Raw genomic sequence first — 23725 nt, 5'->3', positions numbered from 1 at the left:
GTGTGCCGCATTGGCCTTTGGGGGAATTGGTCCACTAGGGATCAGGCTTTTTTCTTCTGCCGCTGTAAAGGTTTACGGACGGTGTGCTTGGACTGCTTGACATCCCAGTCCAGTGGCAGGGCCGGTGAATTACCGGTCAGAACATGCGGCTCAAAGAGGGGCAGGTCGACAGTGATCCGAGTGCCTTCGCCCAGACGGCTGTCCAGGCTGATCCTACCGCCCATCTGAGTGATGAACTTTCGGCTTATGGTCAATCCAAGACCGGCGCCGCCATGGTCCCGTGCCATGTGGGAATGCAGTTGGACAAAGGGGTCGAAAATCCGTTCATGGTCTGATTCCGGGATACCGATACCTGTATCCGACACGCTCAGCCGTATCCAGCAGGCTTCTTGTGGTATATCAGGTGTAAACCCGGCAGCCACAGTGACCTTGCCGCCTTCGGTGAATTTCAGCGCATTACCGATCAGGCTGAGCAGAACCTGCCGGATCCGCCGCATGTCACCATACAGTGTTTCTGGAATGTCTTTCGATATCCGGACAGCAATCTGATTATGCCGTGCCTTTGCCCGTGAAGAGAAAAAGTCCCGGATATCGGAGATGATATTTCTCAGATCGATTTCATTCAGTTCGGCGCCATCGGTCGTCAGTTCATTGTTGGACAGTTCCAGTATGTCTTCGACGAGAGCCGCCAGTGCCTGGCCTGATCGTTTAATGATATCGACTTTTTCGCCCTGTTCGGGGGTCAGTTCGGATTGCCGCAATATTTCCGCATAGCCGATCACCGCATTAAGGGGGGTGCGCAGTTCATGGCTCATCGTGGCGACAAAAGTGGTTTTGGTCCGTTCCGCCTGTTCGGCTTGTTCCAATGCATCCTGCAGGGCCAGTTCGGCGAGTTTACGCTCCGTTATATCCACATGCATGATAACGGCTCCCGTTTCGACGCCAAGAGGGGTGGCACAGGCAATGCATTCATACCACTGTTTCGCATATGGGGAATGGCAGGGGTATTCCAGGCGGAATTCCGTGCGTTTGCCGCCGAGAATGTCGATCAGTCCGCGCGCCACCTCATCGGCTTCCTCGGAGCAGGCCCCGGTCGCTTCATTGCATAAATTCAGATAATTGCGTCCAATCCCGAAATCACCGCCTGCATACCCGTTCAGTTCGCCAAACTGGCGCCAGCGCTCATTCACCTGAATGATGGTGCCGTCACTGTCGATTACGGCAATATGGGCCGCCAGGCTGTTGATGACCGCATTCAGCCGCTGGTTCGATACCCGAAGCATTTTCTGTTTACGCCGCAATTCGTCCTGAATGGCGACCAGTTCCGTTTGGTTCTGGAATGCGATCAGATAGGCGGCGCCGGACGATGATTTCGCGATATGTTTTACCCGTAGCAGATAATGGGCGCCGTCAGGGTGCATCACCATGTCGTAAGGGGCTTCGCCCGCGCTGCCGGCTTTCATCAGCATGGCGCTGAGATCCGGCATGGGCAGCATGAAATCAACTTCGTCGATATAGCGTTTCAGGTTGTCACTACCGCCTTCCATGATGGCGATGGCCTCACTGTTGGCACGTATGAGCGCACGCCTTCCATCCAGCAACAGCATCGGTGCTCCCACCGTTTCCAGGATGGCTTCATGTTCATTCAGGGCGGCGGACAGGTCTTCCGATTTGCGTTCCAGTTCATCATTGACGGTGACAAGTTCCTCGTTCGAGGACTGCAGTTCTTCATTGGATGTTTCCAACTGTTCGTTGGAGGCCTGCAATTCCTCATTGGCGGATTGCAGCTCTTCATTCATCGTTTGAAGTTCTTCGTTGGAAATCTCCAATTCCTCGACCACGGTCTGGAGGTGTTCCTGCGTCAGTGCCAGGTCTTTCTCAAGCTCACTGACGTGGGCGATATCGATATGCCGGCCGCCGTCCGTGCCGGTTGGATCAGAACTGTGTCCATCGCCGCCGTGCGCGGTATCTTCGGCATGAACCGGATGGAAGACGATCATAACTCTGACAGGCAGGCCCGGCGCACTGGCAAGGGGAATGGCATCGACGAGGGTTTCCCCGTGTTGCCACAGTTCGATATTGCGGAAGCGGGTTGAGCAGCGTGTCACGCTGCTTGTCGCTTTGTGAAGCAGGGCCCGAATGCGCGGGGCGGTTTCCCGCGGCAGCAGGGCGATCAGATCCATCGTGGTTTCGCCGGTTGCAAACTTCAGAAAATCGGCTATGCGGCCCGACGTGGCCAGCAGGTTGAAGTTTTCATCCACAAGGGCGGCTGGAGGCGCGCAATGTTCGGCCAGGGCCTTGTGAAGGATATCACTTGGCTTTTGCTGCTTTGCCGTTTTCCGGCTGGGCTGGGCGGCTGTTTGAACAACAGGCCGCCCAAAGACGAAAGGCGGTCTGCCCGCTGCCACGTCACGGGCGGCATAGACATGATGTTTCCGGTCCACTTCGCGAAACAGGTCTTTCCCGCGTGTCGCCGTTTCTGCCTTGCCCAGCATCAGCAGACCATTATGCCTGAGCGCCGCGTGGAAGATTTTAAAGGCTGTTTTCTGGAGATCGTCATCAAAATAGATCAGCAGGTTACGGCACGTGACGACATCAATGTGCATGAAGGGCGGGCTGCGGACCAGATCATGCCGTGCAAAGATACACAGTTCCCTCAACCGGTTGTTGACCCGGTACATATCCCTTTCGCGCACAAAGTATTTCTCGATGAGGCAGGGTGGGATATTGGCGATGGCCTCTTCGCCGTAAAGTCCGCTGCGCGCGGTTTCGATGGAACTTCCGTCAAGGTCCGTCGCAAAAATCTGAATGACGATGGATCGTGCCGAGTCCCCCAGCATTTCCAGCAGGATGATGGCCAATGTATAGGCTTCTTCGCCGGTTGCGCATCCGGGCACCCAGGCGCGAAAAGAGGTGAGCGCCCCCTGACGGGTCAGATAATTGCTAAGCTGGCTTTCAAAGGCCTGCCAGACCTCCCGGTCCCGAAAAAAAGATGTTACCGCAATCAGGAGTGCGTCCCGCAGTTTCTCCAGTTCCGCCTTGTTTTGTTTCAGCATGGCAAGATAGGCGCGCGCATCCGATGATTTTGTCTGTTTGACCCGCATGCTGAGCCGCCGGTAGATGGTGCCCGTCTTATACTGGCTGACATCAATCAGCATATTGTCGGCGAGGAGGGCGATGATCTCCTGCACGATATCTTCATCGATATCCGGTAAGGCGGTGTCCGACGGCCGGTCGATGTTCATTTTTTGGCACAGGGCTTCGAACATTTCCCCCGGCCCGCAGACGGTATCGATGACACCCGCCGTCACCGCCGCGTGAGGCATGGCGTTGTATTTGGCTGACATGTCATCCTGGGCCAATGTGATACCGCCGAATTTCTTGATGCACTCGCAGCCGAACGTCCCATCGCTGCCGGTGCCGGACAGGATAATGCCGATGGCCTCCGTCTTCTTGAGTTCCGACAGGGATGAAAAGAAATGATCGATACTGGGATGCGGTGGCCGGCCATGGTCCGTCGGGCGCAGCATCAGGGTTTCGTCCTCGTCCATGAAGACATCCACATTGGGTGGGGTGACATGGATGACATCCGGCTGCAGTTTTAGGCCATCTTCGGCCTCGATAACCGGCAGGGCGCATTCGCCTGCCAGCAGTTTGGTCAATATGCTGTTATGGTTCGGGCTCAGATGCTGCGCCACCACATAGGCAATACGGCCTGTCGGGGCAAGGTTGGCCACGAATGTCCGCAGCGCTTCCAGACCACCGGCCGAGGCACCGATACCGGCAACGACAAGACCCATATGCACTTCCACTGGCTGCCTGGGGGTATAACAACGCACTATGCCCCACTGTGCATTCAATAAGAGGACAGTATTATAGGCGGGGTTGACTGATCATAACATCAGCCTGTGCCGTATATATGGGCAATTTTGTCCAATATTTTGCAAAATGGCGAAAGCTATGTCTGAAAATCACCGGGTTTTTTCGGAGCCACGTGTTGCCCTGAAATCGGATCATTACACCGTCACCAGGGATTTTTATGTGAGTATTCGGTCATGTTTTCCCTGCGGGAGTGCGCATCTTCTATATTATGACAGGCTGTTCGGTCCCTTGAAGCGGATGGCATGGCGCCGGTTCTCTGCTCTTCTTTCCGGTATGCGGTCTACCGGTTTTCCTTTTCGCAAATCCGGTGTCATTAAATGCGTGCTTGGCTGGCGAAGTCTTTCAAATCGGCATAGTTATCATTTTATTGAACGAAAATTTGATGTTTATCTGTGTCCGGGCGTGGTTTCTCATGAGGACATTGCCCAGGCTTATATCCGGAATCATCGGGGCATTTGCAGTCCGTAAACGGCGATTGGGGGGATCATGAAAACTGCGTTGGTATGCGGTGCCGGTGGTTTTATCGGCGGTCATCTTGTCAAACGGCTGAAGCGCGAAGGCTTCTGGGTGCGCGGGGTCGATCTTAAGTTCAACGAACACGCCGAGACCGAAGCCGACGATTTTGTCATCGGTGATCTGCGGGATCAGACCATCGTGCGCACTGTGATCGACCGCCGCTTTGATGAAGTCTATCAACTGGCGGCCGACATGGGCGGGGCAGGGTATATTTTCACTGGCGAGAATGATGCCAATGTCATGCACAATTCCGCAACGATCAATCTGAATGTGCTGGACGCCTGTCACAAGCGTAACATAAAGCGGATTTTCTATTCCTCGTCGGCCTGCATGTATCCGGAACATAATCAGGAAGATCCTGACAACCCGAACTGTGCCGAAGATTCCGCCTACCCGGCCAACCCGGACAGTGAGTATGGTTGGGAAAAGCTTTTTTCCGAGCGTCTGTATCTTGCTTATAACCGGAATTACGGCATGCAGTGCCGGGTGGCGCGTTATCATAATATTTTCGGCCCGGAAGGCACTTGGGACGGGGGCAAGGAAAAAGCCCCCGCGGCCATGTGCCGCAAGGTTGCGCTGGCCGGTGACGGCGGCGACATAGAGGTTTGGGGCGACGGTCAGCAGACCCGCTCTTTCCTTTACATCGATGAATGTATCGAAGGGACACTGCGCCTGACCCGTTCCGATTTTGCCGGGCCGGTCAATATCGGTTCCGAGGAAATGGTGACCATCAACCAGTTGGCGCGGATGGTGATCGATATTTCGGGTAAAAATGTCGCTATCAGGAATGTTCCGGGCCCTTTGGGTGTACGCGGCCGGAACTCGGACAACAGGCTGATCGGTGAAAAACTTGGCTGGACGCCGTCACGGCCTTTGCTGGAAGGGATGGAAACCACGTATCGCTGGATCAAGGGTGAAATCGACCGCCATCACAACAGGCAGTCCGGCAGTTGAAGTTGCAGACCGGACTGCGCGATAGCAGAACCGGGGCTTACTGACAGCCGATCAGACCTGCCGCCGGCATGATCACTTCCCAGTTCGTGGCATCCTCGACCGACAGGGTGGCGCGGGGGATAACGGCACCATCGGTGAAACCGTCCCGTCTTTCTGCCTCGAAATGCAGGCGGATCGTCAGGTCCTCGATTACAAAAATCTGTTCCGGAAACAGGCCGTAAACCTGGTCGCCGGCGGCGGCCGTGCGCCGGGCATTGACCAATGCGCCGTCCAGGCGCAGGCGTGCATGCTGTTCCGATCCGTTGATAAACAGAACGAGACTGCGCTGAGGGCGCCGTGCCCACAGAAACAGGCCGCATTGTCCGCGGGCCAGCGGCTGGGGCGGCAGTGTGCCCAGACGGTTTAGAAGGGTCTCGTCCGGGCTTATGGGCGGTGTGGGGACGGAGGGACGGTTTTGGCCGGTATCAGACGGGCCGCCCTGGCCCGTTGTCGTTGAGCAGGCACCCGTCAACAAGACCAGAAGGATGAAAAGACAAAAAAACGGATCGCGCATTTTCATGCCCCTATCCTAGCCCTGTTCCAGGCGCAATATATATCCATCGCCGCTTTGGCGGAAACCCAGGCGCGGCAGTGCGAATTCCATGGTCGGTGCGTCCGTATTGACACGCATGTCAACCCGGCCCGCCAGCCCGCCGCCTGCCGGGACTGGAAGGGTCCATTCCGCGCTGATATCCCCCATGCCGTCCCGTCCTGTCAGCCGCGCGACCGGCCGTCCGTCCACACAGTCCAGCGGGCCGGTCAGAACGGGCGCCCGCCAGCCGATATCCTCGAAACTGCGGGCAAGGGCATCTGTGCGGGCATCTCCTTCGGCGGTGACGCAGCGTCCATCGGCATCAAGACGCAGATGCCGGACTGCCATGTCGACAACGCCCGTCAGGGGAAGGCCCGTTTGCAGCCGGTCGAGCGTCAGACGGATCCGGGTATCCTTCAGGGACAGGGCGCCGTCGATCTCGCGGGACAGGCGCCCGTCGCCGGTCACCGTCATGCCTTCGTACCGCCAGTCCGCCGACCATGTCAGGGTCAGCAGGGGCAGGATACGGGTAGTGAAATACACCGTACCGCCCATTGTGCCGGCCATCCCGCTGCCGGGTCCCGGTGCAATACTGGCCTGTCCCTGCCATACGGTTCCGCGCGTCTGTATGGTGGTATTGTCGCCTGTCAGGCCTGCGGCGCTGACCGCAAGACCCGCAGGCATGCGCACGGTGAGAAACACGATGAGAGATGCGATGAAAAGAAGGATCAGCATCCGCATGGTCATGACGGTGCCCCCGGTCTCAGCAAAAGCTGTGCACGCAGGGTGGGCGTATCCGCCCGTTCGTTTTTCTGCACCGATGCCTTGGCGGCATGCACGCCGTGTTCGTCCTGAAGAAGAAGCAGCCAGTCAAACAGCAGTTCCGAGCCCACATCGTCGATCCATACATTCAGCCCGTCTGACGGGTCGGGCTGGATCCGGGTGATGGTGACGCCCAGGCGTTGTGCCGTCTGGCTGACGGCCTGGCGGATATCCACATCGTTCCGCCGGGCTTCCCGGCCTTTGGCCGCATCTCTCAGGGCGGCCAGTTCGCTGGCCGCCGCCAGGGTAACCGCGGTCTGTGTTCGGGCCGCCTCCAGGTCGCTGAGGGCATTTGCCCGGTAATCGATCAGCGGGCGATACAGAAACTGATACCCGGCCAGAAGCAGGATCAGAACACCGGCCGCCATGATCAGACGTTGTTCCCGCAGGCTGAGTCGCCGCCATCCTTTCGTCCAGTCGCTGACGGTCATGGTGCTGTCCTTACGACGACTTCGCTGAGAATGCGCCCGCCGGACTGACGCGACGCCCCCTCCACCAGAATGCCGCCGCGCCGGTTCACGGCGGTTTTCACCGCCTCCATGTCGCTGAAGGCACGGGCGGCCAGGCTGGCCGTCAGTTCACCCCGGTCCGCGTCGAACCGCATGGAATCGAGGCTGACATCCTGTACATCCCGTATGCTGGCGAACAGCAGGCTGCTCAGTGCCAGGAAATGATCCGTGCGCCCGGCCTGCAGTTCACGCAGTTTGGCGCGCATATGGCTGACGCCGCGCAAGCCCGGCCATGCGGCCTGTACAGCGGCATCGGCCTGCGCATCCAGACTGTCCGCCGCCCGGTGCATCCGCCAGCCGTCTGCCAGCAGCCCCATGCCCGCCAGGAGAATGATCGCGCCCGCGAGTGCTGCACTGCGCCACCACACAAGCCATATATCGTTGAGGGATTTGCGCGGACGGAAATCGCCCTGAAGGAGGTTCAGGCCCGTGTAAGCGGCCGCGGCCCGGGCGGCCCGGGTGGTCAGGGCCATATCGTCCGGCACAGGTGTATGGTCTATCGGGCCCTGCCATAGTGCGGCAAGCGTATGGTGCAAGTCTTCCGTACCCAGCAGCCGCAGGGGTGTTTCCAGCCCCTCCAGCAGGCTTGGGGCGACAATGGGGAAAAGGTCACGGTCCACTGCCGCGCCGTTGCCGCCGGGCAATGCCATGAGTATCCGGCTGCCATCTTCGGCGATGACGGCGGGTTCGTCATGGCGGGCGATCAGCATGTAATCGGCAACCGCCAGTGTCGGCGTCAGGCCGGCTTGACGCAGTCTATCGGTGGTCCGCTCCATCAGGGCCCTGTCGACAATGGCGACTAGGCGTTTAGCCGCAGCGTCGCCGGCGGCCGGTTGCTCCGTGCCAAGGGCGAAATGCAGATCTTCCGGATCTTCACTGAGATCGTCTTCCAGCAGATAGGGGACGGCGGCACGGGCCTGGGCTTCCGTGCGCGCCGGAAGGTCGATCATGCGGGTCAGGACGCTCTCGCCCGGCAGGATCAGGATCACGCTGTCCGCGCCTTTGACGGCCAGTGTGCCCAGGCCGCCGCGCCCCTGTTCCAGAAAGCGCTGCTGGGCATTGTCCCAGACGCCCCAGCCCGCATCCTGCCCGCTGTCGGCGTCGCAGGCGATCAGCAGCATTCGGCTCACACATCTTCTCCCAGTTTGCGCGTCACCCGCTCCACCGCCCCCGCCGTGCGGGCATCGAACAGGGTTTCAAGCCGTATATAGGCCTCTCCATAAACCACTGTGGTGTTCAGGGCAAAAAATCCGGTTTTTATGTCCAGCTGGTCCTGGGCCTCTTCGCTCAGGGACAGGCCGCTGAAACCGGGATTGGCCAGAAATTCCTGAACGTCGGTATATCCGCCGCTGGGGGTGGCCGCCAGAATGCCCGCCGCGTCCGACACGGCGAGGTCCGGGCCGGCCAGCATGATGAGCAGAGGGGCCTGATCCTCGCGCAGGGTGTTCACGTTCATGATGGCCCGGTCACTCATGGGCAGGGCGCACAGAAACGGCGATATCAGGCCGTAAAGCTCGGGGGTGACGCCGTCTATGGCCCGCAATTCCGTAATGTCGGTGATAAGCGCATTGGCGGTGCGGTAGGGCGGGGTAAAGTCCATATAGTCAAAATCCTCCGCCCCACGCGGGCTGGTCTGTCCGTCCGCATCGATCCAGTCCGTGATGCGGGCGGTCAGGGCCTCGGCATCGGTATCCGGCACGCCGAGTGCGGTCATCAGAACCCGGAACTGGGCGTGGCTGATGTCACTGGGTCTGGCCGGGACCCCGTCAACCTGTTCGACCAGGCTGTTGATGTTGAAACAGTTGCCCGCATCGCTCAGCACGCCGTCGATCAGTCCGCCCGGTATGGGAAACTGCCCGCTTTGCTGCGCCCAGGGTTGCGACAGGGTGGTGCGTTGCGGGTTTTGCCGTGTGCTTTCATCCAGCAAACGCATGGCCATGGTTTCCGCGCCCAGGGCATACCACCGTGTCTGGTCGGTCAGGCCACTGTTGGCCGTGCGGCGCACACTGAAACGAACATCGTCCAGAAGGGCGACGGCGACAGTGGCCATCACTGCTACCAGCAACATAACGGTGATCAACACCGCACCGCGTTCATGCGCCGCCCTGTGCGCGGGCGCTGTCATGGATGCTCGCCCGTGATCAGAAACAGTTGCCGCAACCGGCCGAGCCGCTCATGATCCAGTGTCAGGGCCATGGCGGACGGCAGGTCGTGCCGGTCAAATCCCCCGGTCTGGAAGGCCTGTTGCCAGTTGCCGTTGGTCAGAAATTCAATCCCGACGGACCGGACACCGTCCAGCAGGACCCGGTCGCTGTTGCCGGTTTCCGATGTGGGGTCCGGGCGCAGGCGTGTCCGCCGGACGAGCCGGTCTCCTTCCAGCAGGTATTCCACATATTGTACAGTCCCGCGCCGGGCGATCAGGCCGGGGTTGCTCCACCCCCGGCGGGCAAAGCGCAGAAACGGGGCATCCTCTTCCACCGTGCCGCCCTCGAAAGAGACCAGGGTCTGTCCGCCGAAGACGTCGCGGACGGGCCGCGCCACGATTTGCAGGCTGTCGGATTTGAGAATACTGCGGGCCAGGGATACCTGCCGCATGATGTCGTCGGCTTCACCGACGCCGTCGCGGGCGTTGAGGGCACCGTTCAGCACCCCCGCGCCCGCGGCGGCCACCAGCGAAAAGACGGCGATCGCCACCAGCATTTCCACCAGGGTAAAACCTTCGGCTGTGTGTGCCGGTTTGATAAAGGGGGGACTTGCCGTCATGGGCCGATCCTGCGGAATCCTGTCAGGCTGTAAAGTGTCTGCGGGCTGTCCGGGCGTCTTACGGCAATATCGATCATAACCACATCCGGCTGACCGGATTCGCGGATATTGCGCGTCCACTCAAGGGCTGTACCGGCCACGGTTTCCGTCCCGCTGGTAAAACCCAGCTGCGGTGTGGCCGGTGCCGTCACCGTTTCCACCATGCGGTTTTCGGCGACAATCTCGGCATAAACGATATCCTGCAATATGGCCGTGGTCCGCACCGCCTCGGCCTCGGCGCTCATCAGGGCAATGACGGCCATGGAAAACACGGCCAGGGCCACCAGCACTTCGATCAGGGAAAAGCCGTCACGGTGCTTCCACCACCGGGTGCGGGTTGCCATGAAGCCAATCATCAAGCCCCGCCCCCTTCCAGAATACGTATGGCGCCATGGCTGTCCATGCCGATGACACGGCTGCCGCGCCGCCCGTCGATTATCAGCCTGAACGGGGCCATGTCCCCCGTCGGACCAAAGGTCAGATGCGGCCGGACGGTTTCCAGGGCGCTGGCCTCGGCTTGTTCGGACAGATCGATCTTTTCCCCTTCAAGGGTCAGGCTGATCAGAGCCCCTTCCGGCCATGGGTGGTCGCCGGCCAGCGGTCCGACGGTTACGGCGGACCAGATCCCGAGACGGCGCTCCAGAAAACGATAGCCGGTCTGGTTCATCACCACACCAAGGGGCAGGCCGTTGAGGATTGCGCGTTCATTGGCCAGGCGCATACGCGCGGCCACGGCATCGCTGACGGCCACTTCATCCGGTTTGCTGTCCGGCAGATTGAGAAAGACGAGGCTGCTCATCAGCGCGACGATGACAATCACCACCAGCAGTTCCACCATGGTGAAGCCGCCTGTGTGTCGCCGGCCCGCGCCGGAACATGTCCCGGGGTCAGTTCCAGTTGCCCACATCGGCATTCAGGCCCTCGCCGCCCAGCCGTCCGTCCGCCCCCAGCGAAAACAGATCGAAGCTGTTGGGGTTGCGTTCGCCCGGATAAATATACCGGTATGGATTGCCCCAGGGGTCTTCCGGCAGATTCTTCACATATCCGCCGGGCTGGTAGCGGTCGCGCCGTGACAGGTTCGCCGGCGCTTCCACCAGGGCATTCAGCCCCTGATCCGTTGTCGGATAGGTGCCCAGATGCAGCCGGTAGAGTTCCATGGCCGTTTCCAGACGCGACACATCGGCGCGGGCTTTTTCCACCATGGCGCGGTCCTGGCTGGGCAGGACATTCAGCACCACGACGGTGGCGAGCAGGCCGATGATGACGATCACCACCATCAGTTCGATCAGGGTGAAGCCCCGCTCGCTGGGGGACCGCATTGTCCTGCGGGGGGGCGAGTCCTTTGTTCGCGGCATCGCCAAATGCTTCCGTGCGCGTTGGATCAGGGGACTGTACGGCATGGCTGTCTCCTTGGGGTTTCTATCGCCTGCCGGGCGGTTTAGCCCAGGGCAAGGGTGTTCAACTGCATTATGGGCAGCAAAATGGACAGAACAATGGTGGCCACCACACCGCCCATCACGATGATGATCGCCGGTTCCAGAAGGCTGACGGCGGCCGAGGTGATATTTTCAAACTCATCTTCCATATAGCTTGCGGCCTTGGCCAGCATATCGTCCAGGCGGCCGCTGTTTTCGCCGGCGGCGGCCATGTATCCCACCATGGGCGGAAAGCCCTCCACCCGTTTCAGGGCCGTCGACAGGCTGGCGCCTTCCTCGACCATGGTGACAACGGTTTCTATGCTGCTTTTCAGGACGGTGTTGGTTACGGTGCGGGCGGCGGCCCGCAATCCGTCCAGGACGGGCGCGCCGCTGGCGATCAGTGTGCTTAGCGTGCGGGCCAGCCGTGCGGCATTCAGGCCGCGGACCAGCTTGCCCACCAGCGGCAGGCGCAGCAGCAGCCTGTCCACGGCAAAGCGAAAGGCCGGCAGCTTGAGGGCCCGGCTGAAGGCAAAAACCGCGACCGCCAGACCTGCGGCGATGATCAGTCCATAATCGCGCATGCCGTCCGACAGGATGATCATCAGGCGTGTCAGCGCCGGCAGTGTTTGCCCCATGGTATCGAACTGGTCGACCACCTTGGGCACAACGAACGTCATCAGGGCGATCACCACGCCAATGGCGGTCAGGGCCAGGGCCGTGGGGTAGATCATGGCCGTGCGAACCTTGGAGCGCAGTTTCTGACTCCGTTCCAGATGATCCGACAGGCGGTCGAGCACGGCGCCCAGATGGCCGGAACTTTCCCCGGCCGCAACCATGGCACAATACAGTCGGTCAAAGCTTTTGGGATGCTGGCTCAATGCGTCGGACAGCCGGTGCCCTTCCATGATGCTGGTGCGGACGGCCATCAGCGTGCGTTTGACGGACGGTTTTTCCGCCTGGGCGGCGACGGTGTTGATGGCCTCCTCCACCGGGGCGGCCGCGCCGATCAGGGTGGCCATTTGGCGGGTGACCAGGCTGACATCCTTGCCGCTGATATGATCCCGTTGCAGTGACAGGCCGGCCCCGGCGCCGGTATTGGTATCCGTCGCGTCAACGCGGACGGGCATCAGTTGTTTGCGGCGCAGCTCCCGGCGCGCGGCGCGGGCGGTATCGGCCGATACGACACCCTTGCGGGTTCGCCCGTTTCTGTCCAGCGCCTCATATTCGAATGTGCGCATGGACGCTACTCCTCGCGCCGGACGACGCGCAGCACTTCCTCAAGGGTGGTCGTGCCGGCGACCACCTGGCGGTAGCCGTTCTTGGCAAGTGTGTCGGCATTCTGGAAGGCGTGCTCGGCCAACCGGCTTTCACGGGCGTCGTCATGGATCAGTTCACGCATCGTGTCGTCGATCAGCACCAGTTCATACAGACCGACACGCCCTGAATAGCCGGTATGGCCGCAGGCCTCGCATCCCTTCGGCTGGTAAAGGGTGGCTTTATCCTTCTTCCGGATGTCCAGAATGGCGCGGGTCGCATCGTCAGGCTCGTACGGCGTCTTGCATATGGTGCACAGACGGCGCACCAGCCGCTGGGCCAGAATGGCTTTCAGCGTGCTGGCCAGCAGGAAGGGCTCCAATCCCATGTCGCGCAGGCGCGTGACGGCGGCGATTGCGCTGTTCGTGTGGACCGTGGACAGGACAAGGTGGCCTGTTAGCGAGGCTTGGACGGCGATTTCAGCGGTTTCCGTATCACGGATTTCGCCGACCATCACCACATCGGGGTCCTGGCGCAGGATCGCCCGCAGGCCCGCAGCAAAGGTCATGCCCACCTTCGCATTGACCTGTGTCTGGCCGACGCCGTCCAGTGCGTATTCCACCGGGTCTTCGACCGTCAGGATGTTGCGTGTGCGGTCGTTCAGCATGGACAGGCCGGCATAAAGCGTAGTGGTTTTACCCGATCCTGTCGGCCCGGTGACGAGGATAATCCCGTTCGGTTCGTTCAGGGCGCTGTTCAGCCGTTTCAGCGTCTTTTTGTTCATGCCCAGATCGGTGATTTCCAGCCGGGCGCTGTCCCGGTCGAGAAGACGCATGACAACCCTTTCCCCGTGTTGCGAGGGCAGGGTGGAAACCCGGACATCAATGCTTTTACCGCCGATGGTCAAAGAGATACGCCCATCCTGGGGAATCCGCTTTTCCGCGATATCCAGCCTGGCCATCACCTTGATCCGGGATACGAACATGGATGTGACCCTGGGGGGCAGTCTCAGAATCTCCACCAGGACGCCGTCGATCCGCAACCGGACGGACAGGGCATCCTCAAAGGGTTCGATATGGATATCGGACCCGCGCTTTTTGACGGCTTCGGCGATCAGGCCGTTGATCAGGCGGATCACCGGCGCGTCATCATCCGAGTCCAGAAGGTCAGCCGTTTTCGGGATATCGTCCACGAGGCTGTCCAGGCTGTCGGACTTGTCGATATCGTCGGCAAGTTGCCCGGAAGCGATCCCGTCCACGGCATAGCTTTCCGAAAGCTGCCGGTCGAAGGCGGCGGCATCCAGCGTTTCCAGTACCAGGGGCCGGCCAAGGCGGCGGCGCGCCTCCAGCAGGGCGTTCGGTTTGACGCCGTCGCGCACACCCAGACGCGCCTGCTCCGATGTCTCGTCCATCTCCAGCAGCAGAATGCCGTGTTCCTTGGCAAAGCTGTAATGAAGAAGGGGATTCGGACGCTCTGTCATTGACTTTCCATGACCAAAAACGGTGTTGATGCTCGCCGCGGACGGTCGCCGTCACCTTGCGGGGCAGGGTGTGCGCCCCCCGCCAATATCAGTTCCCGCCGCTATCGGCGGGGGCGATCGGCAACTGCGGAATATCGTTTGCCGTACCGATGACCTCACGCACCATATAGTCCAGCGTACCTTCCGTCGAACCCTTGCGCAAAATCTGTTCACCGCGCATCACATTGTATTTCCGCTCGGTCACGGCGCGCATATCCTCGGCGTTGCGGACGATCGTCGGCCGGATGAAAACCATCAGATTGGTTTTCTGGAGTCTGCGGCTGTTGGATTTGAACAGATTGCCCAGCAGGGGAATATCGCCCAGCAGCGGCACCTTTTCCACCGTGATGGATTCATCGCTTTGTATCAGGCCGCCCAGAACCAGAATTTCTCCGTTCTTGACCATCACGGTTGTCTCGATTTCGCGTTTCTGGGTGATCAGGTCCGGTGAGTCCTCCACCACCGACCCCAACACGCTGGAAACTTCCTGCCGGATATAGAGAAGAATGTCGTCGCCTTCGTTGATCTGGGGCTGGACTTCCAGTTCGATTCCCACATCCTGCCGGTTCACGGTCCGGAACGGGTTGGCGTTGTTGGCGCCAAGCGCCTCGCCCGTGGTGATCGGGATTTCCTGCCCCACAAGGATTTTCGCGGTTTCATTGTCCATGGTCATGACCGACGGGGTCGACAGCACGTTGGACGCGATGTCCCGTTGCACCGCATTCAGAATGACACCGAAAATGGTCCCGTCCGAGGTCTGGCCTGCGAAGCCGCCGGTAAAGCCGTTCAGGCCGATAAGGGAATCAACGGCCGCCTGTTGCAGGTTGTCCAGGGCATCGTCGCTCAGGTCCAGCCGGTCGCCCAGAAGTGCCCCTGTCGCCGCCAGAATATTGGGGGCCCTGCTGGAGAAATTGGTTGCGGTAAAGGGAATGGTACTGCCATCGCCGCCGGACAGAATATATTGCAGGCCAAGCTCCCGCGCAGCCGTGTCGGAGACGTCGACGATAATGGCTTCAACCAGGACCTGCGCGCGCGGTACATCCAACTGTTTGATCACCCGCTCCAGGGCATTCTGCATATCCGGGCTTGCACTGATCAGAAGGACGTTGGTGCCCTTTTCGAAAACGATGCTGACTTCGGCATTTGCCGGCCCGCCGTCACCGCCCCCACGCTGGCCCATCGATTTGCTGACGCCCTCAAGCACGGGAACCAGCTTTTCCGCATCCGCGTGCTTCAGATAGATGACCCGAATGTCGCCTTTGTTGGCATTGCGGGCGTCCAGATCCTCAATCAACGGGATCAGACGGGCAATCACATCATCCGCCCCCCTCAGCACCAGGGTGTTGCTGGAGGTCATGGGCAGGGCGCTGAAGGCGGCATCGCCCCCGTCCTCGCCGCCGCTTGCACCGCGCAGGCGGACCAGCATGTCGGCCATTTCTTCGGCACCCGTGTTTTCAAGACTGACAATCCGCGTGATCTGCAGGTCAGCGTCTATGTCCCTGAGGACACGGCGGATCCTTTCCATATTGCCGGCATAATCGACAATCAGCAGAAAATCGTGATTGCGGTGGGCAATGGCCCGTCCCTGACGGTGGACGATGGGTTTCACACTGTTCAGCGCCGTGATCGGGTCGATATTGCGCAGGCGGAATATTTCCGTCACCAGGATATCGTCAACCGCTTCCCCCGCCGCCGCGTTGCCATCCTGCATGGCGGCTTCGTCGGGCACGATCTTGTATGCACCCGATGATGTGGTGACAGCGGTAAATCCATATACACGCAGCGTCGACAGGAAAATGTCGAATACCTGTGGGCCCGGTACGGGCTCGCGCGAGATAACGGTGACCTTGCCTTTGACACGCGGGTCGATAATGAACGTATTGCCCGTCATCATCGAAATATCGTCAATCAGGGCCCGGATGTCCGCGTCGCGGAAATTCAGCAGATGGTTTTCCTGCTGTTGTGCCTGCGCGGCGGCGCCGGCCATATGCAGGGCAAGCACGGAAAGACATAGAAGAGCCACGCGGCCTTTGCGAAGAATTCGTCGCACCATAGTATTGGACTCTTTCAAGGGATCAGCCTGAATACTCGAAGGAGAGGTTTTGCGCCACTCCGTCCCGCTCCACGCGGATGATCAGATTTGACTTGCCGGATATTTCCGCCGTCAGCTCGGACAGAATTTCGGCGGTGTTGACGGGGTCGCCGTTGACGGCGATGAGGATATCACCGGCCCTGAAGCCAAGACTGGTGAAATAGCCGTCAGGTCCCGTGGGCCGCATGATCCAGCCGGTAATGCGGCGTCCGTCACGTCGGGGCGTAAAGGTGACCGATGCCATCAGGCTTTCAAAGTCCCTGGCGCTGAGCGCATTGGCGGCCGCCCGAGGCGGGTTCGTCTGGTCGCCGCGTGCGCTGCCGGCTGCGGGCCGGCGTGTCTGGCCGGCGGCCTGGATCACGCGGGGGGCCCCGGCACGGGCCGCGTTCTCAAAAAACAGGCTTTCCCGTGTGCCCTGACGGCTGATTTCCACATGGTTGCCATAGATCGCCGCCAGGGTGACGCCGTCAATCAGCTCCTCACCGATGGTATAGGCTTTTTCCTTGCCGTCGGGGGTGCGGACAATGGCACTGCCGCCGGCATGACCGTCGCGCCTGTAGGGGGCCGTGGCCCGCCGGATGCCGTAAAGGGTCAGGTCCAGCATGGTTTCGGGCGCGGCGGTGACAGTCGCCTCACCGCTGCCGGAACTGCCGGTTGCGGTGGCAGGCCCGCTTTGTATCTGTCTGCTGAAAGGATTGAAACCGCGCAGGGTTTCCGGCGCCACGGCAAGCGGCTGGCCGCTGCCAGTTCCTCTCGGAAATGTGGCTGAGCCGGTCAGTGCGTCCGGTGTGTTCAGGCCCGTCATATCCCAGAAAAGTCCGGCAATCATCCAGGCAAGCACAAGAATAAGTCCACCGTCCATCAGACCGCGTGTTTTTGAGACAAAGCCTTGTGACAAAATCCTCGCGGATGCCGGGCCGTGCCCTTCGCGCGCGGTCAGAGACGGTGCATACCGTTTCAGGGCATCAAAAGGTTTTCGCCCGGATGCTGTCTCTTTCCCCGATGACATCGCGGATAAACCGCCGTCCATGTCAGCCCTTCCGTCGTGAACCCGGTGGCGATGCCGCTTATGGTGCGAGGCATCGTCCGCCATATGTTCCGTTTCGCCGCCCATCACAATTTCTTCCGGACTGTCAGCCCGATTGTCAAGTGCCAGTCTTGGTGTAGCCCCTACACCCCAAGCTGTGTGACAGTGCCTTCTCTTCACCCCCAGGCTGCGTTTGCCCATGCCTTGCCGGGGACGACAATTCCATCAGATCCGTCTTCGCCAGCCTGGCAGCCGCCTTGTCTTCGGATCAGGAAACCCTCCCGGTCGGAACCGGGAGGGTTTTGGCGCGGCGGATAAACCGTGCGCCGGTTTGCCAGCAAAGCCTGCTAGAAGGTATAGTTCAGCCCGATCGACAGGGTGACACCGATATCATACTGCTGGAACAGCTGGTCGCCCTGCAACAGACGGAAATCGTCATCCAGCAGGTTTTCCGCCCGGAAGCTGACTTGCAGCGGCCGTCCCCAGGTTTCGAAATTCCGACGATAGACGAAATTCAGCATGATCGGCGGTTCTTCAATCACATCCGGCCGGCCCTGAATACCCACAAGGAAAATCCGGTCGCTGGTATAATTGAGGATGATCGCCGCCTGTTCGCCGCTTTCAAAATCCTCGAACCCGAACTGGAAGTTGGCCAGCAAGTCCGACTGGCCTTGCAGCGGACGCACCAGATTGGTGTTCCGGACATCTATGGGCACATCGTTCGGGTCGGGCAGACTAACCTCGGAATCGATCCATGAGCCGTTGGCATTGACGTAGAAGTCGCGCCCGCCAAGCCATTTCCAACCGAACCAGTCTTGGAAGTCGAGATTTTTGACGATTTCGGCTTCGATTCCATAAACCTCGGCACCGAGGGCGTTCTGGTATGTCAGGAAGGGCTGCTCCCCCTGGAACGAGAAGGTTTCCTCGATCGGATTTGTGAAGTCCTTGTAGAAAGCTCCGATCGTGGCGGATTCACCGATGCCGAAATACCATTCGAAACGGGCATCGAAGTTATCGATTTCGGTGATTTCCAGGAAGGGATTACCGCGACGAAGCTGGTCAAGCTCGTTATCGAGGAAGGGGGCGCTGGTCAGTTCCCGTAAGTCGGGGCGTGACAGGGTTTTGCTGTAACCGGCGCGAAGCTGAACATTGTCGGTGAACTCGTAGGTCAGTGTCGCCGCCGGCAGCCACTGCGAATTGTTCTGGATCACCACAATCGGTTCGTCGGTCAAACGGTTGACCGTATCGGCAACCTGCTCGGAGTCTTCATACCGTGCACCCAGGGCCGCCCGCAATTTGGGCGTCACCTGGATATCGGCGGCCAGATACCCCTGCCAGTTTTCCAGGCTGGCGTCGAACGCATCCGAGGGGTCGAACTGTTCTTCAAGAACGATACCGTTCGGATCGATATTGACCGGGCCGAAGATGGTTTCCGGAACCCGCTCGCGCAAGGCGTTGGTATCGCCGCCCGGGAAATCGAAGATATAGCGGACGAAACCCGAACTCCGTTGTTTGTCGAAATAGGTGAAACCGGCCTTGATATCCACTGGCGTCGTGCCCACCGACATGGGCTGCGTCAGGTTGAAGCCGACCTCATACTGCTCGTCATCCAGGGCCCCCCAGGTTGTCCGTCCGGACTGCGGGCTGGGATCGAAGCGGAAGATTTGGTCGAAATCCTCATACTCGTATACGGTTTCCCGGCGCAGCGGCGCATCCCGGTCGGTGCGGGAATAGTTGAAACGCCAGTCAAGCTGCGTATCGAAGAAAGTATCGCTGTCGCCGAACAGGGCGAAAGTGTGCGCGCCTTCCACCTGGTTGGCCCAGACCTGGCGCTCCACCCAGTCCGTCCGGCTGCGCGTACGCACCGTACCGGGATCGAAGGCGAAATCGCCTTGCTCGATCGTGGCTTCCTTGGTTGACTGCCTGAGAATGGTGGACGTCAGTTTCAGAACATTGTTCGGGTCCAGTTCGATCCCCAGGGAGACGACACCGTTCAGACTGATATCCTGTTCGGTCGATCGCAGGCCGCAGTCCGCGGGGTCTATCCCTTCAACCCCCTGACAGGCATCGGGTGAGAAGTTTTCGTTCGGCACCAATTGACCGTCGCCGACCAGCGCGAAGTTCCGACGGACGCCGAACTTGTTCGTGTACTGATTGGTGTAGGTCACGGCAGTGACAAAGCCCACCTTTGTATCGCCGATGGTGAAATTGTCGCCGGCGGCCAATTCAAAATTGAAATCGGGCAGGTTGGGTTCACCGTCGATGGACCACTGGGCGGGGGCCGCGACGGCTTCACCTGCGGCTTCCAACTCATCCGGCGTCAGGCTTTCAAGTGTGATGTCCCGCAGAACCTCGTCCGGAATATTGCGCCGCCCGCCGGCAAAGCCGAAGGCTTCGCTGTCCGGGCCGTCATAGCTCAGACCGTCGTCGGTCGAAACGGTGTTGTAGGCACCGCCCAAACCAAAACGGAAAAACCCTTCATCCGGGACGGCCTTGGTGCGCAGATTGATCACACCGCCGCCGAATTCGGCCGGAAATTCCGGTGAATAGGTTTTTTGGACCAGAGCTTCCTCAAGAAGCGCGGTCGGGAAGATATCCAGCGGAACGACCCGGCGTGTCGGATCCGTGCCCGGCAGGACGGATCCGTTCAGAAGGACGCTGGAATATCGTTCACCCAGCCCCCGTACGTAAACATATTTCTCACCAACGAGCGACAGGCCGGTGACGCGTTGCAGGGCGACGGCAATATCCGAGTCCCCCGTACGTGCCAGTTCCGTCGCATCCAGAACGTTGGAGATTTCTGAAGTGGCGCGCTTTTCGTCCGGAATGTACTGGCCCTGCACGACGACTTCCTCGATGTCATCCTGCGGGCCGGCGGTATCCTCAGACTCTTGAGCGAAAGCCGCGGCCGGCAGGACCATCACGGTCGAAGCCAGAAGGGCCCCCTTCAGTGTCTTATGGAAAGATTTCATGTCAGCCACCATCCAACTTAAAAATGCGTTTGAGCCGGACGCCGCGGCGAAGCTGCTGACAGGTCAGCACACCCCACCGCGGCGTCCAAATCGCTCTTAGCGGTTGTTGCCGTCGATCCAGACGGTCCAACCCGCGGTCCAGTTGTCATCGGGGCCGACGGCGCCAATGAAGCCGGCATTCTCGAAGAAGCTGTCGACAGCGGTCGGGTCGGTGGAGGTCACCGCAGCTTCATTCGTGCCGCTGATATAGGCGAAGCGACCGTTTGCCGTCAGCGAGTTGGTGCCGATCACATTGTTCGGCTGACCCGCGTACCAGGCATTCAGATCGAACGGATCGCCTTCTTCATCGTCAATCGCGTCCGTGCAATCAAACAGGGTCGATTGCAGGATCAGATCGCCGGTGAGGTCGGTGGCGGAGGTACCCGAAACCGCGAAGGTGGCATCATCGTCCAGGTCGAAACAGGCATCCCGCCAGGACGTGGCGACCACGTTCCACAGGCGGGCGGCCGTGCCGCGGCGCAGAACGATCGCGGTATCGCCGAAGGTCGGATCAGCACCGATCAGGGTTATGTTGGTGATGTCCGGCGCGGACCGGGGCTGGAAGTCAAAGCCGAATTCGAAGTTGTCGGCCTCGATCCCACGGTCACCGTTGGGCTGGTTCGGGTTCTGGATGACAAGCACATATTGCAGCTTGCCGCGCCAGCCGAAGGTCCAGTCAACGCTGTCATCGTCGGAGCCGGTGACAACCACGTGACGGGCATTCACCGAACCGCCGAAGAACTCGACACCATCATCGGCACCGTTGTGCACCTGCAGATAGTCCACCTCGGTCCCGCTGCCGACGCCCTGGAAGGCAACGCCGTTCAGTTCGTCATCCGCCGTGATCGGGTTTCCGGCGAACTCGACGCGGACGAAGAACAGCTGACCGCTGTCATCACTGTCGTCATTGCCGCCATATTCACCGCTGTCGCCTTCACCCTCGTTCGTGCAGATAGGTTGGGCATCGCCGCAGTTGTTGACAACGGCGCGGCCATTGATGACCAGACCGCCCCACAGCGAGGTGTCGGTGTCGAAGTTGCGCGTGCTGCGGTTTGTCGCCGTGAGGACGACCGGGGCATTGCGCGTACCGTTGGCGCGGATCTGGCTGCCGCGGGAAATCACCAGAATGGTTTCCGGATCTTCGCCGGCAATTTCAACGCCGGCATCGATGGTCAGAACAGCCGGATCGCCGTCAGCCAGCGGGTTTTCCGGATCGGGGCCCATATCGCGACCGATAAAGACCGGACCGCGCAGGAAATAGTCCAGACCGGCGACCAGACGGACGTCTTCGGTGATGGTGCCTTCCAGAATACAGCCACCGCTGCCGTTATCCGTCGTGCCGGACGGACAGGACGGTGTCGGGTTCAGACCGAAGGACCAGCCCAGTGTCCAGTTGTCGGACGGATCGGCGGACCGAACCGCGCCGATGAAGTCGACACTGTCAAAGAAGGGGTCCACCGTGGACGGATCGGTTGCCGTCACAGCCCCTTCGGCGGAGCCGTTGATGAAGCGGTTGGAAAGGGACGTTGAACCGATGACATTGTTCGGCTGATCCGCATACCAGACGTTCAGATCGAACGGATCGCCTTCTTCATCGTCGATGGCATCCGTGCAGCCGAACAGGGTCGATTGCAGGATCAGATCGCCGGTCCGGTTGGTGGCGGACGGACCGGAAACCGCGAAGGTGGCGTCATCGTCAAGGTCGAAGCAGGCGTCGCGCCACTGATCGGCGACCACGTTCCAAAGGCGGGCTGCGGTGCCGCGGCGCAGAACGATCGCGGTGTCGCCGAAGGTCGGGGCGGCACCGATCAGGGTGATGTTGGAGATGTCAGGCGCGGACCGCGGTGCGAAGTCAAAGCCGAATTCGAAATTGTCGGCCTCGATCCCGCGGTCACCATTGGGCTGGTTCGGATTTTGGATGACGATGGCATATTGTATCTTGCCGCGCCAGCCGAAGGTCCAGTCGATGCTGTCATCGTCCGAGCCGGTTACGATAATGTGTTTGGCGTCGACCGTGCCGCCGAAGAACTCAATCCCGTCGTCGGCACCGTTGTGCACGTGCAGGAAGTCCACTTCCGTGCCGCTGCCGACGCCCTGGAAGGCAACACCGTTCAATTCGTCATCCGCCGTGAGCGGGTTGCCGGCATATTTGACAACGACATAACGCAGCACACCGCTGTTGTCGGTGTCATCGTCGCCGCCATACTCACCGCTGTCGCCTTCCCCCTCGTTCGTGCAGATAGGTTGGGCATCGCCGCAGTTGTTGACAACGGCGCGGCCATTGATGACCAGACCGCCCCACTCGGATGTGAAGGGCTCTTCCAGGACCGGGCCGCTGTAGGCTTGGCGCTGTCTTGTCAGGCCCAGTTCGTCTGCCACGCCCAGGTCGAAGGCCGAGGTGAAGGTGATCGGATTGTTGACGCTGCCCTCTGCAACGATCTGCGATCCGCGCGAAATCACCAGAATATCGCTCTCGGTCGCGCCATAGATGGTCACGCCCGGCTCGATGGTCAGAACGGCGGGGTCGCCGTCTGCGGCATTGCCGTCCGCACCGACGTCAACACCGACAAAGACAGCGCCGCTGAGCTGATAAACATTGTCATCGTTCAGTGTGATGTCGCTGGTGATGGTGCCCGACAGCTGACATTGCCTATCGCCGCCAACGGTGATTTCGGTGGTGCCGGCAACGCATTCGCCGGTGCTGGGACCGCCGGGGCCGCCAGGTCCACCAGGATCGCCTGGTCCGCCGGGGCCAGGTACGCCCGGGTTCGGGCCTTCAGTTCCCGGCGATTGAAGCTCGGTCGAGCTGTCACCGCAGGCCACCAGCGCCAGCGCCGTGCCGGCCGCCAGAAGCACAGACTTCAAAGACTTGGATGTCATGATTTTCCCCGCAAAATTGGCAGAAACAGAAACATTTCGTTCCATAGGAAGCCCGGCGGCTGCCCGAGCCGCCAAACTCAGCAGAGGGCAATACGGACGCCGTGTTACAGTTTTGCTTTGGGTGAATGACACTTTTGTTTCCGTGGCTGAGGGCAGGGTTGTCCACAGGTTTTCGCGGTATCCGGTGCCTGTGAAATGGGGGCTTTTCTCCTTGAAGCCTTTGGGAAAACCATGGGATCAGGGATATAGGGGCCCATGCCGTCCGACTGTTGCGACAGCGCAACAGGTCTGGGACGGAATTCCGTTTTTTTATATATTTTATGAAATAAAAAGCACTTTCAGCCTTTTCCCCCGTCATACGTCCTGACGCATACCCGAGTCTTTAAAATGCCACCGGCTTGAAACGGGCAGGAGCTGTCGATAGGGTGCGGCGGGATTGCAGTTTTCTGCGGTCTTCTTTAATGGGAG

17 protein-coding genes are annotated in these 23725 nt (G+C 60.1%); 1 reads left to right on the top strand and 16 read right to left on the bottom strand.

Annotated features, from left to right (window positions below; genetic code table 11):
- Positions 1 to 41 precede the first annotated feature (41 nt).
- Positions 42 to 3800: a CheR family methyltransferase gene (locus BXY39_RS01405; RefSeq protein ID WP_121937051.1), complete on the bottom strand. Its 3759-nt coding sequence runs from the start codon at positions 3798 to 3800 to the stop codon at positions 42 to 44.
- 568 nt (positions 3801 to 4368) lie between these two features.
- Between BXY39_RS01405 and BXY39_RS01395 the strand changes: the two genes are divergently transcribed.
- Entirely contained in the window at positions 4369 to 5352 is a 984-nt protein-coding gene (locus tag BXY39_RS01395; RefSeq protein WP_121937049.1) for an NAD-dependent epimerase/dehydratase family protein, read from the top strand.
- A gap of 37 nt (positions 5353 to 5389) precedes the next feature.
- On the opposite strand, the gene BXY39_RS01390 is transcribed toward BXY39_RS01395, so the two are convergent.
- From BXY39_RS01390 to BXY39_RS01320, 15 genes are all read right to left on the bottom strand, one after another.
- On the bottom strand, positions 5390 to 5911 hold the full coding sequence (locus BXY39_RS01390; protein WP_121937048.1) for a hypothetical protein: 522 nt from the start codon (positions 5909 to 5911) through the stop codon (positions 5390 to 5392).
- Positions 5912 to 5920: 9 nt separating this feature from the next.
- Positions 5921 to 6670 carry a type II secretion system protein N gene (gspN, locus tag BXY39_RS01385; protein ID WP_121937047.1) on the bottom strand — a complete coding sequence of 250 codons (750 nt, stop codon included), beginning with the start codon at positions 6668 to 6670 and terminating at the stop codon, positions 5921 to 5923.
- Positions 6667 to 7176: a type II secretion system protein GspM gene (gene gspM, locus BXY39_RS01380; RefSeq protein WP_121937046.1), complete on the bottom strand. Its 510-nt coding sequence runs from the start codon at positions 7174 to 7176 to the stop codon at positions 6667 to 6669. The genes gspN and gspM overlap by 4 nt, the downstream gene beginning before the upstream one ends.
- Positions 7173 to 8375 (bottom strand): type II secretion system protein GspL, encoded by a 1203-nt coding sequence (gene gspL / locus BXY39_RS01375; RefSeq protein WP_121937045.1) that lies wholly within the window; start codon positions 8373 to 8375, stop codon positions 7173 to 7175. The genes gspM and gspL overlap by 4 nt, the downstream gene beginning before the upstream one ends.
- A 5-nt stretch (positions 8376 to 8380) precedes the next feature.
- A complete protein-coding gene (gspK, locus tag BXY39_RS01370) occupies positions 8381 to 9379 on the bottom strand; it encodes a type II secretion system minor pseudopilin GspK (RefSeq protein ID WP_121937044.1) in 999 nt (332 codons plus the stop codon).
- Positions 9376 to 10017 carry a type II secretion system minor pseudopilin GspJ gene (gspJ, locus tag BXY39_RS01365; RefSeq protein WP_121937043.1) on the bottom strand — a complete coding sequence of 214 codons (642 nt, stop codon included), beginning with the start codon at positions 10015 to 10017 and terminating at the stop codon, positions 9376 to 9378. Before gspJ ends, gspK begins: the two co-directional genes overlap by 4 nt.
- Positions 10014 to 10400, bottom strand: a complete 387-nt coding sequence (gspI, locus tag BXY39_RS01360) for a type II secretion system minor pseudopilin GspI (RefSeq protein WP_170163537.1) — start codon at positions 10398 to 10400, stop codon at positions 10014 to 10016. The genes gspJ and gspI overlap by 4 nt, the downstream gene beginning before the upstream one ends.
- An 11-nt stretch (positions 10401 to 10411) precedes the next feature.
- Positions 10412 to 10963 (bottom strand): GspH/FimT family pseudopilin, encoded by a 552-nt coding sequence (locus BXY39_RS01355; protein ID WP_281269989.1) that lies wholly within the window; start codon positions 10961 to 10963, stop codon positions 10412 to 10414.
- Positions 10944 to 11411, bottom strand: a complete 468-nt coding sequence (gene gspG, locus BXY39_RS01350) for a type II secretion system major pseudopilin GspG (protein WP_121937683.1) — start codon at positions 11409 to 11411, stop codon at positions 10944 to 10946. Before gspG ends, BXY39_RS01355 begins: the two co-directional genes overlap by 20 nt.
- 83 nt (positions 11412 to 11494) lie before the next feature.
- The gene (gspF, locus tag BXY39_RS01345) at positions 11495 to 12712 is read right to left on the bottom strand and encodes a type II secretion system inner membrane protein GspF (RefSeq protein ID WP_121937040.1); all 1218 of its coding nucleotides are present in this window, start codon (positions 12710 to 12712) and stop codon (positions 11495 to 11497) included.
- A 5-nt stretch (positions 12713 to 12717) separates the two neighbouring features.
- Positions 12718 to 14208 carry a type II secretion system ATPase GspE gene (gspE, locus tag BXY39_RS01340; RefSeq protein ID WP_121937039.1) on the bottom strand — a complete coding sequence of 497 codons (1491 nt, stop codon included), beginning with the start codon at positions 14206 to 14208 and terminating at the stop codon, positions 12718 to 12720.
- Positions 14209 to 14296: 88 nt separating this feature from the next.
- Positions 14297 to 16270, bottom strand: a complete 1974-nt coding sequence (gene gspD, locus BXY39_RS01335; RefSeq protein WP_170163536.1) for a type II secretion system secretin GspD — start codon at positions 16268 to 16270, stop codon at positions 14297 to 14299.
- Between the two features lie 52 nt (positions 16271 to 16322).
- On the bottom strand, positions 16323 to 17201 hold the full coding sequence (locus BXY39_RS01330; RefSeq protein WP_170163535.1) for a type II secretion system protein N: 879 nt from the start codon (positions 17199 to 17201) through the stop codon (positions 16323 to 16325).
- Positions 17202 to 17713: 512 nt separating this feature from the next.
- Positions 17714 to 20338, bottom strand: coding sequence for a TonB-dependent receptor domain-containing protein (locus BXY39_RS01325; RefSeq protein WP_170163534.1), 2625 nt, complete (start codon positions 20336 to 20338; stop codon positions 17714 to 17716).
- A gap of 96 nt (positions 20339 to 20434) precedes the next feature.
- Complete coding sequence (locus BXY39_RS01320; RefSeq protein WP_170163533.1) at positions 20435 to 23257, bottom strand: hypothetical protein; 2823 nt, start codon at positions 23255 to 23257, stop codon at positions 20435 to 20437.
- Between the last annotated feature and the right edge of the window lie 468 nt (positions 23258 to 23725).

Origin of the sequence: Eilatimonas milleporae (genome assembly GCF_003688555.1) — a bacterium.
In the GTDB taxonomy this organism is placed as follows: Bacteria; Pseudomonadota; Alphaproteobacteria; order Sphingomonadales; family Kordiimonadaceae; genus Eilatimonas; species Eilatimonas milleporae.
The sequence above is the reverse complement of the archived record's forward strand: the minus strand, read 5'-3'. Positions and strand labels throughout refer to the sequence as shown.

Excerpts from the sequence above, each read along its gene's own strand:
- BXY39_RS01405 (WP_121937051.1), bottom strand. The coding sequence starts at position 3,800 with ATGGGTCTTGTCGTTGCCGGTATCGGTGCCTCGGCCGGTGGTCTGGAA.
- BXY39_RS01395 (WP_121937049.1), top strand. The coding sequence starts at position 4,369 with ATGAAAACTGCGTTGGTATGCGGTGCCGGTGGTTTTATCGGCGGTCAT.
- BXY39_RS01390 (WP_121937048.1), bottom strand. The coding sequence starts at position 5,911 with ATGAAAATGCGCGATCCGTTTTTTTGTCTTTTCATCCTTCTGGTCTTG.
- gspN (WP_121937047.1), bottom strand. The coding sequence starts at position 6,670 with ATGACCATGCGGATGCTGATCCTTCTTTTCATCGCATCTCTCATCGTG.
- gspM (WP_121937046.1), bottom strand. The coding sequence starts at position 7,176 with ATGACCGTCAGCGACTGGACGAAAGGATGGCGGCGACTCAGCCTGCGG.
- gspL (WP_121937045.1), bottom strand. The coding sequence starts at position 8,375 with ATGCTGCTGATCGCCTGCGACGCCGACAGCGGGCAGGATGCGGGCTGG.
- gspK (WP_121937044.1), bottom strand. The coding sequence starts at position 9,379 with ATGACAGCGCCCGCGCACAGGGCGGCGCATGAACGCGGTGCGGTGTTG.
- gspJ (WP_121937043.1), bottom strand. The coding sequence starts at position 10,017 with ATGACGGCAAGTCCCCCCTTTATCAAACCGGCACACACAGCCGAAGGT.
- gspI (WP_170163537.1), bottom strand. The coding sequence starts at position 10,400 with ATGGCAACCCGCACCCGGTGGTGGAAGCACCGTGACGGCTTTTCCCTG.
- BXY39_RS01355 (WP_281269989.1), bottom strand. The coding sequence starts at position 10,963 with ATGTGGGCAACTGGAACTGACCCCGGGACATGTTCCGGCGCGGGCCGG.
- gspG (WP_121937683.1), bottom strand. The coding sequence starts at position 11,411 with ATGCCGCGAACAAAGGACTCGCCCCCCCGCAGGACAATGCGGTCCCCC.
- gspF (WP_121937040.1), bottom strand. The coding sequence starts at position 12,712 with ATGCGCACATTCGAATATGAGGCGCTGGACAGAAACGGGCGAACCCGC.
- gspE (WP_121937039.1), bottom strand. The coding sequence starts at position 14,208 with ATGACAGAGCGTCCGAATCCCCTTCTTCATTACAGCTTTGCCAAGGAA.
- BXY39_RS01330 (WP_170163535.1), bottom strand. The coding sequence starts at position 17,201 with ATGGACGGTGGACTTATTCTTGTGCTTGCCTGGATGATTGCCGGACTT.
- BXY39_RS01325 (WP_170163534.1), bottom strand. The coding sequence starts at position 20,338 with ATGAAATCTTTCCATAAGACACTGAAGGGGGCCCTTCTGGCTTCGACC.
- BXY39_RS01320 (WP_170163533.1), bottom strand. The coding sequence starts at position 23,257 with ATGACATCCAAGTCTTTGAAGTCTGTGCTTCTGGCGGCCGGCACGGCG.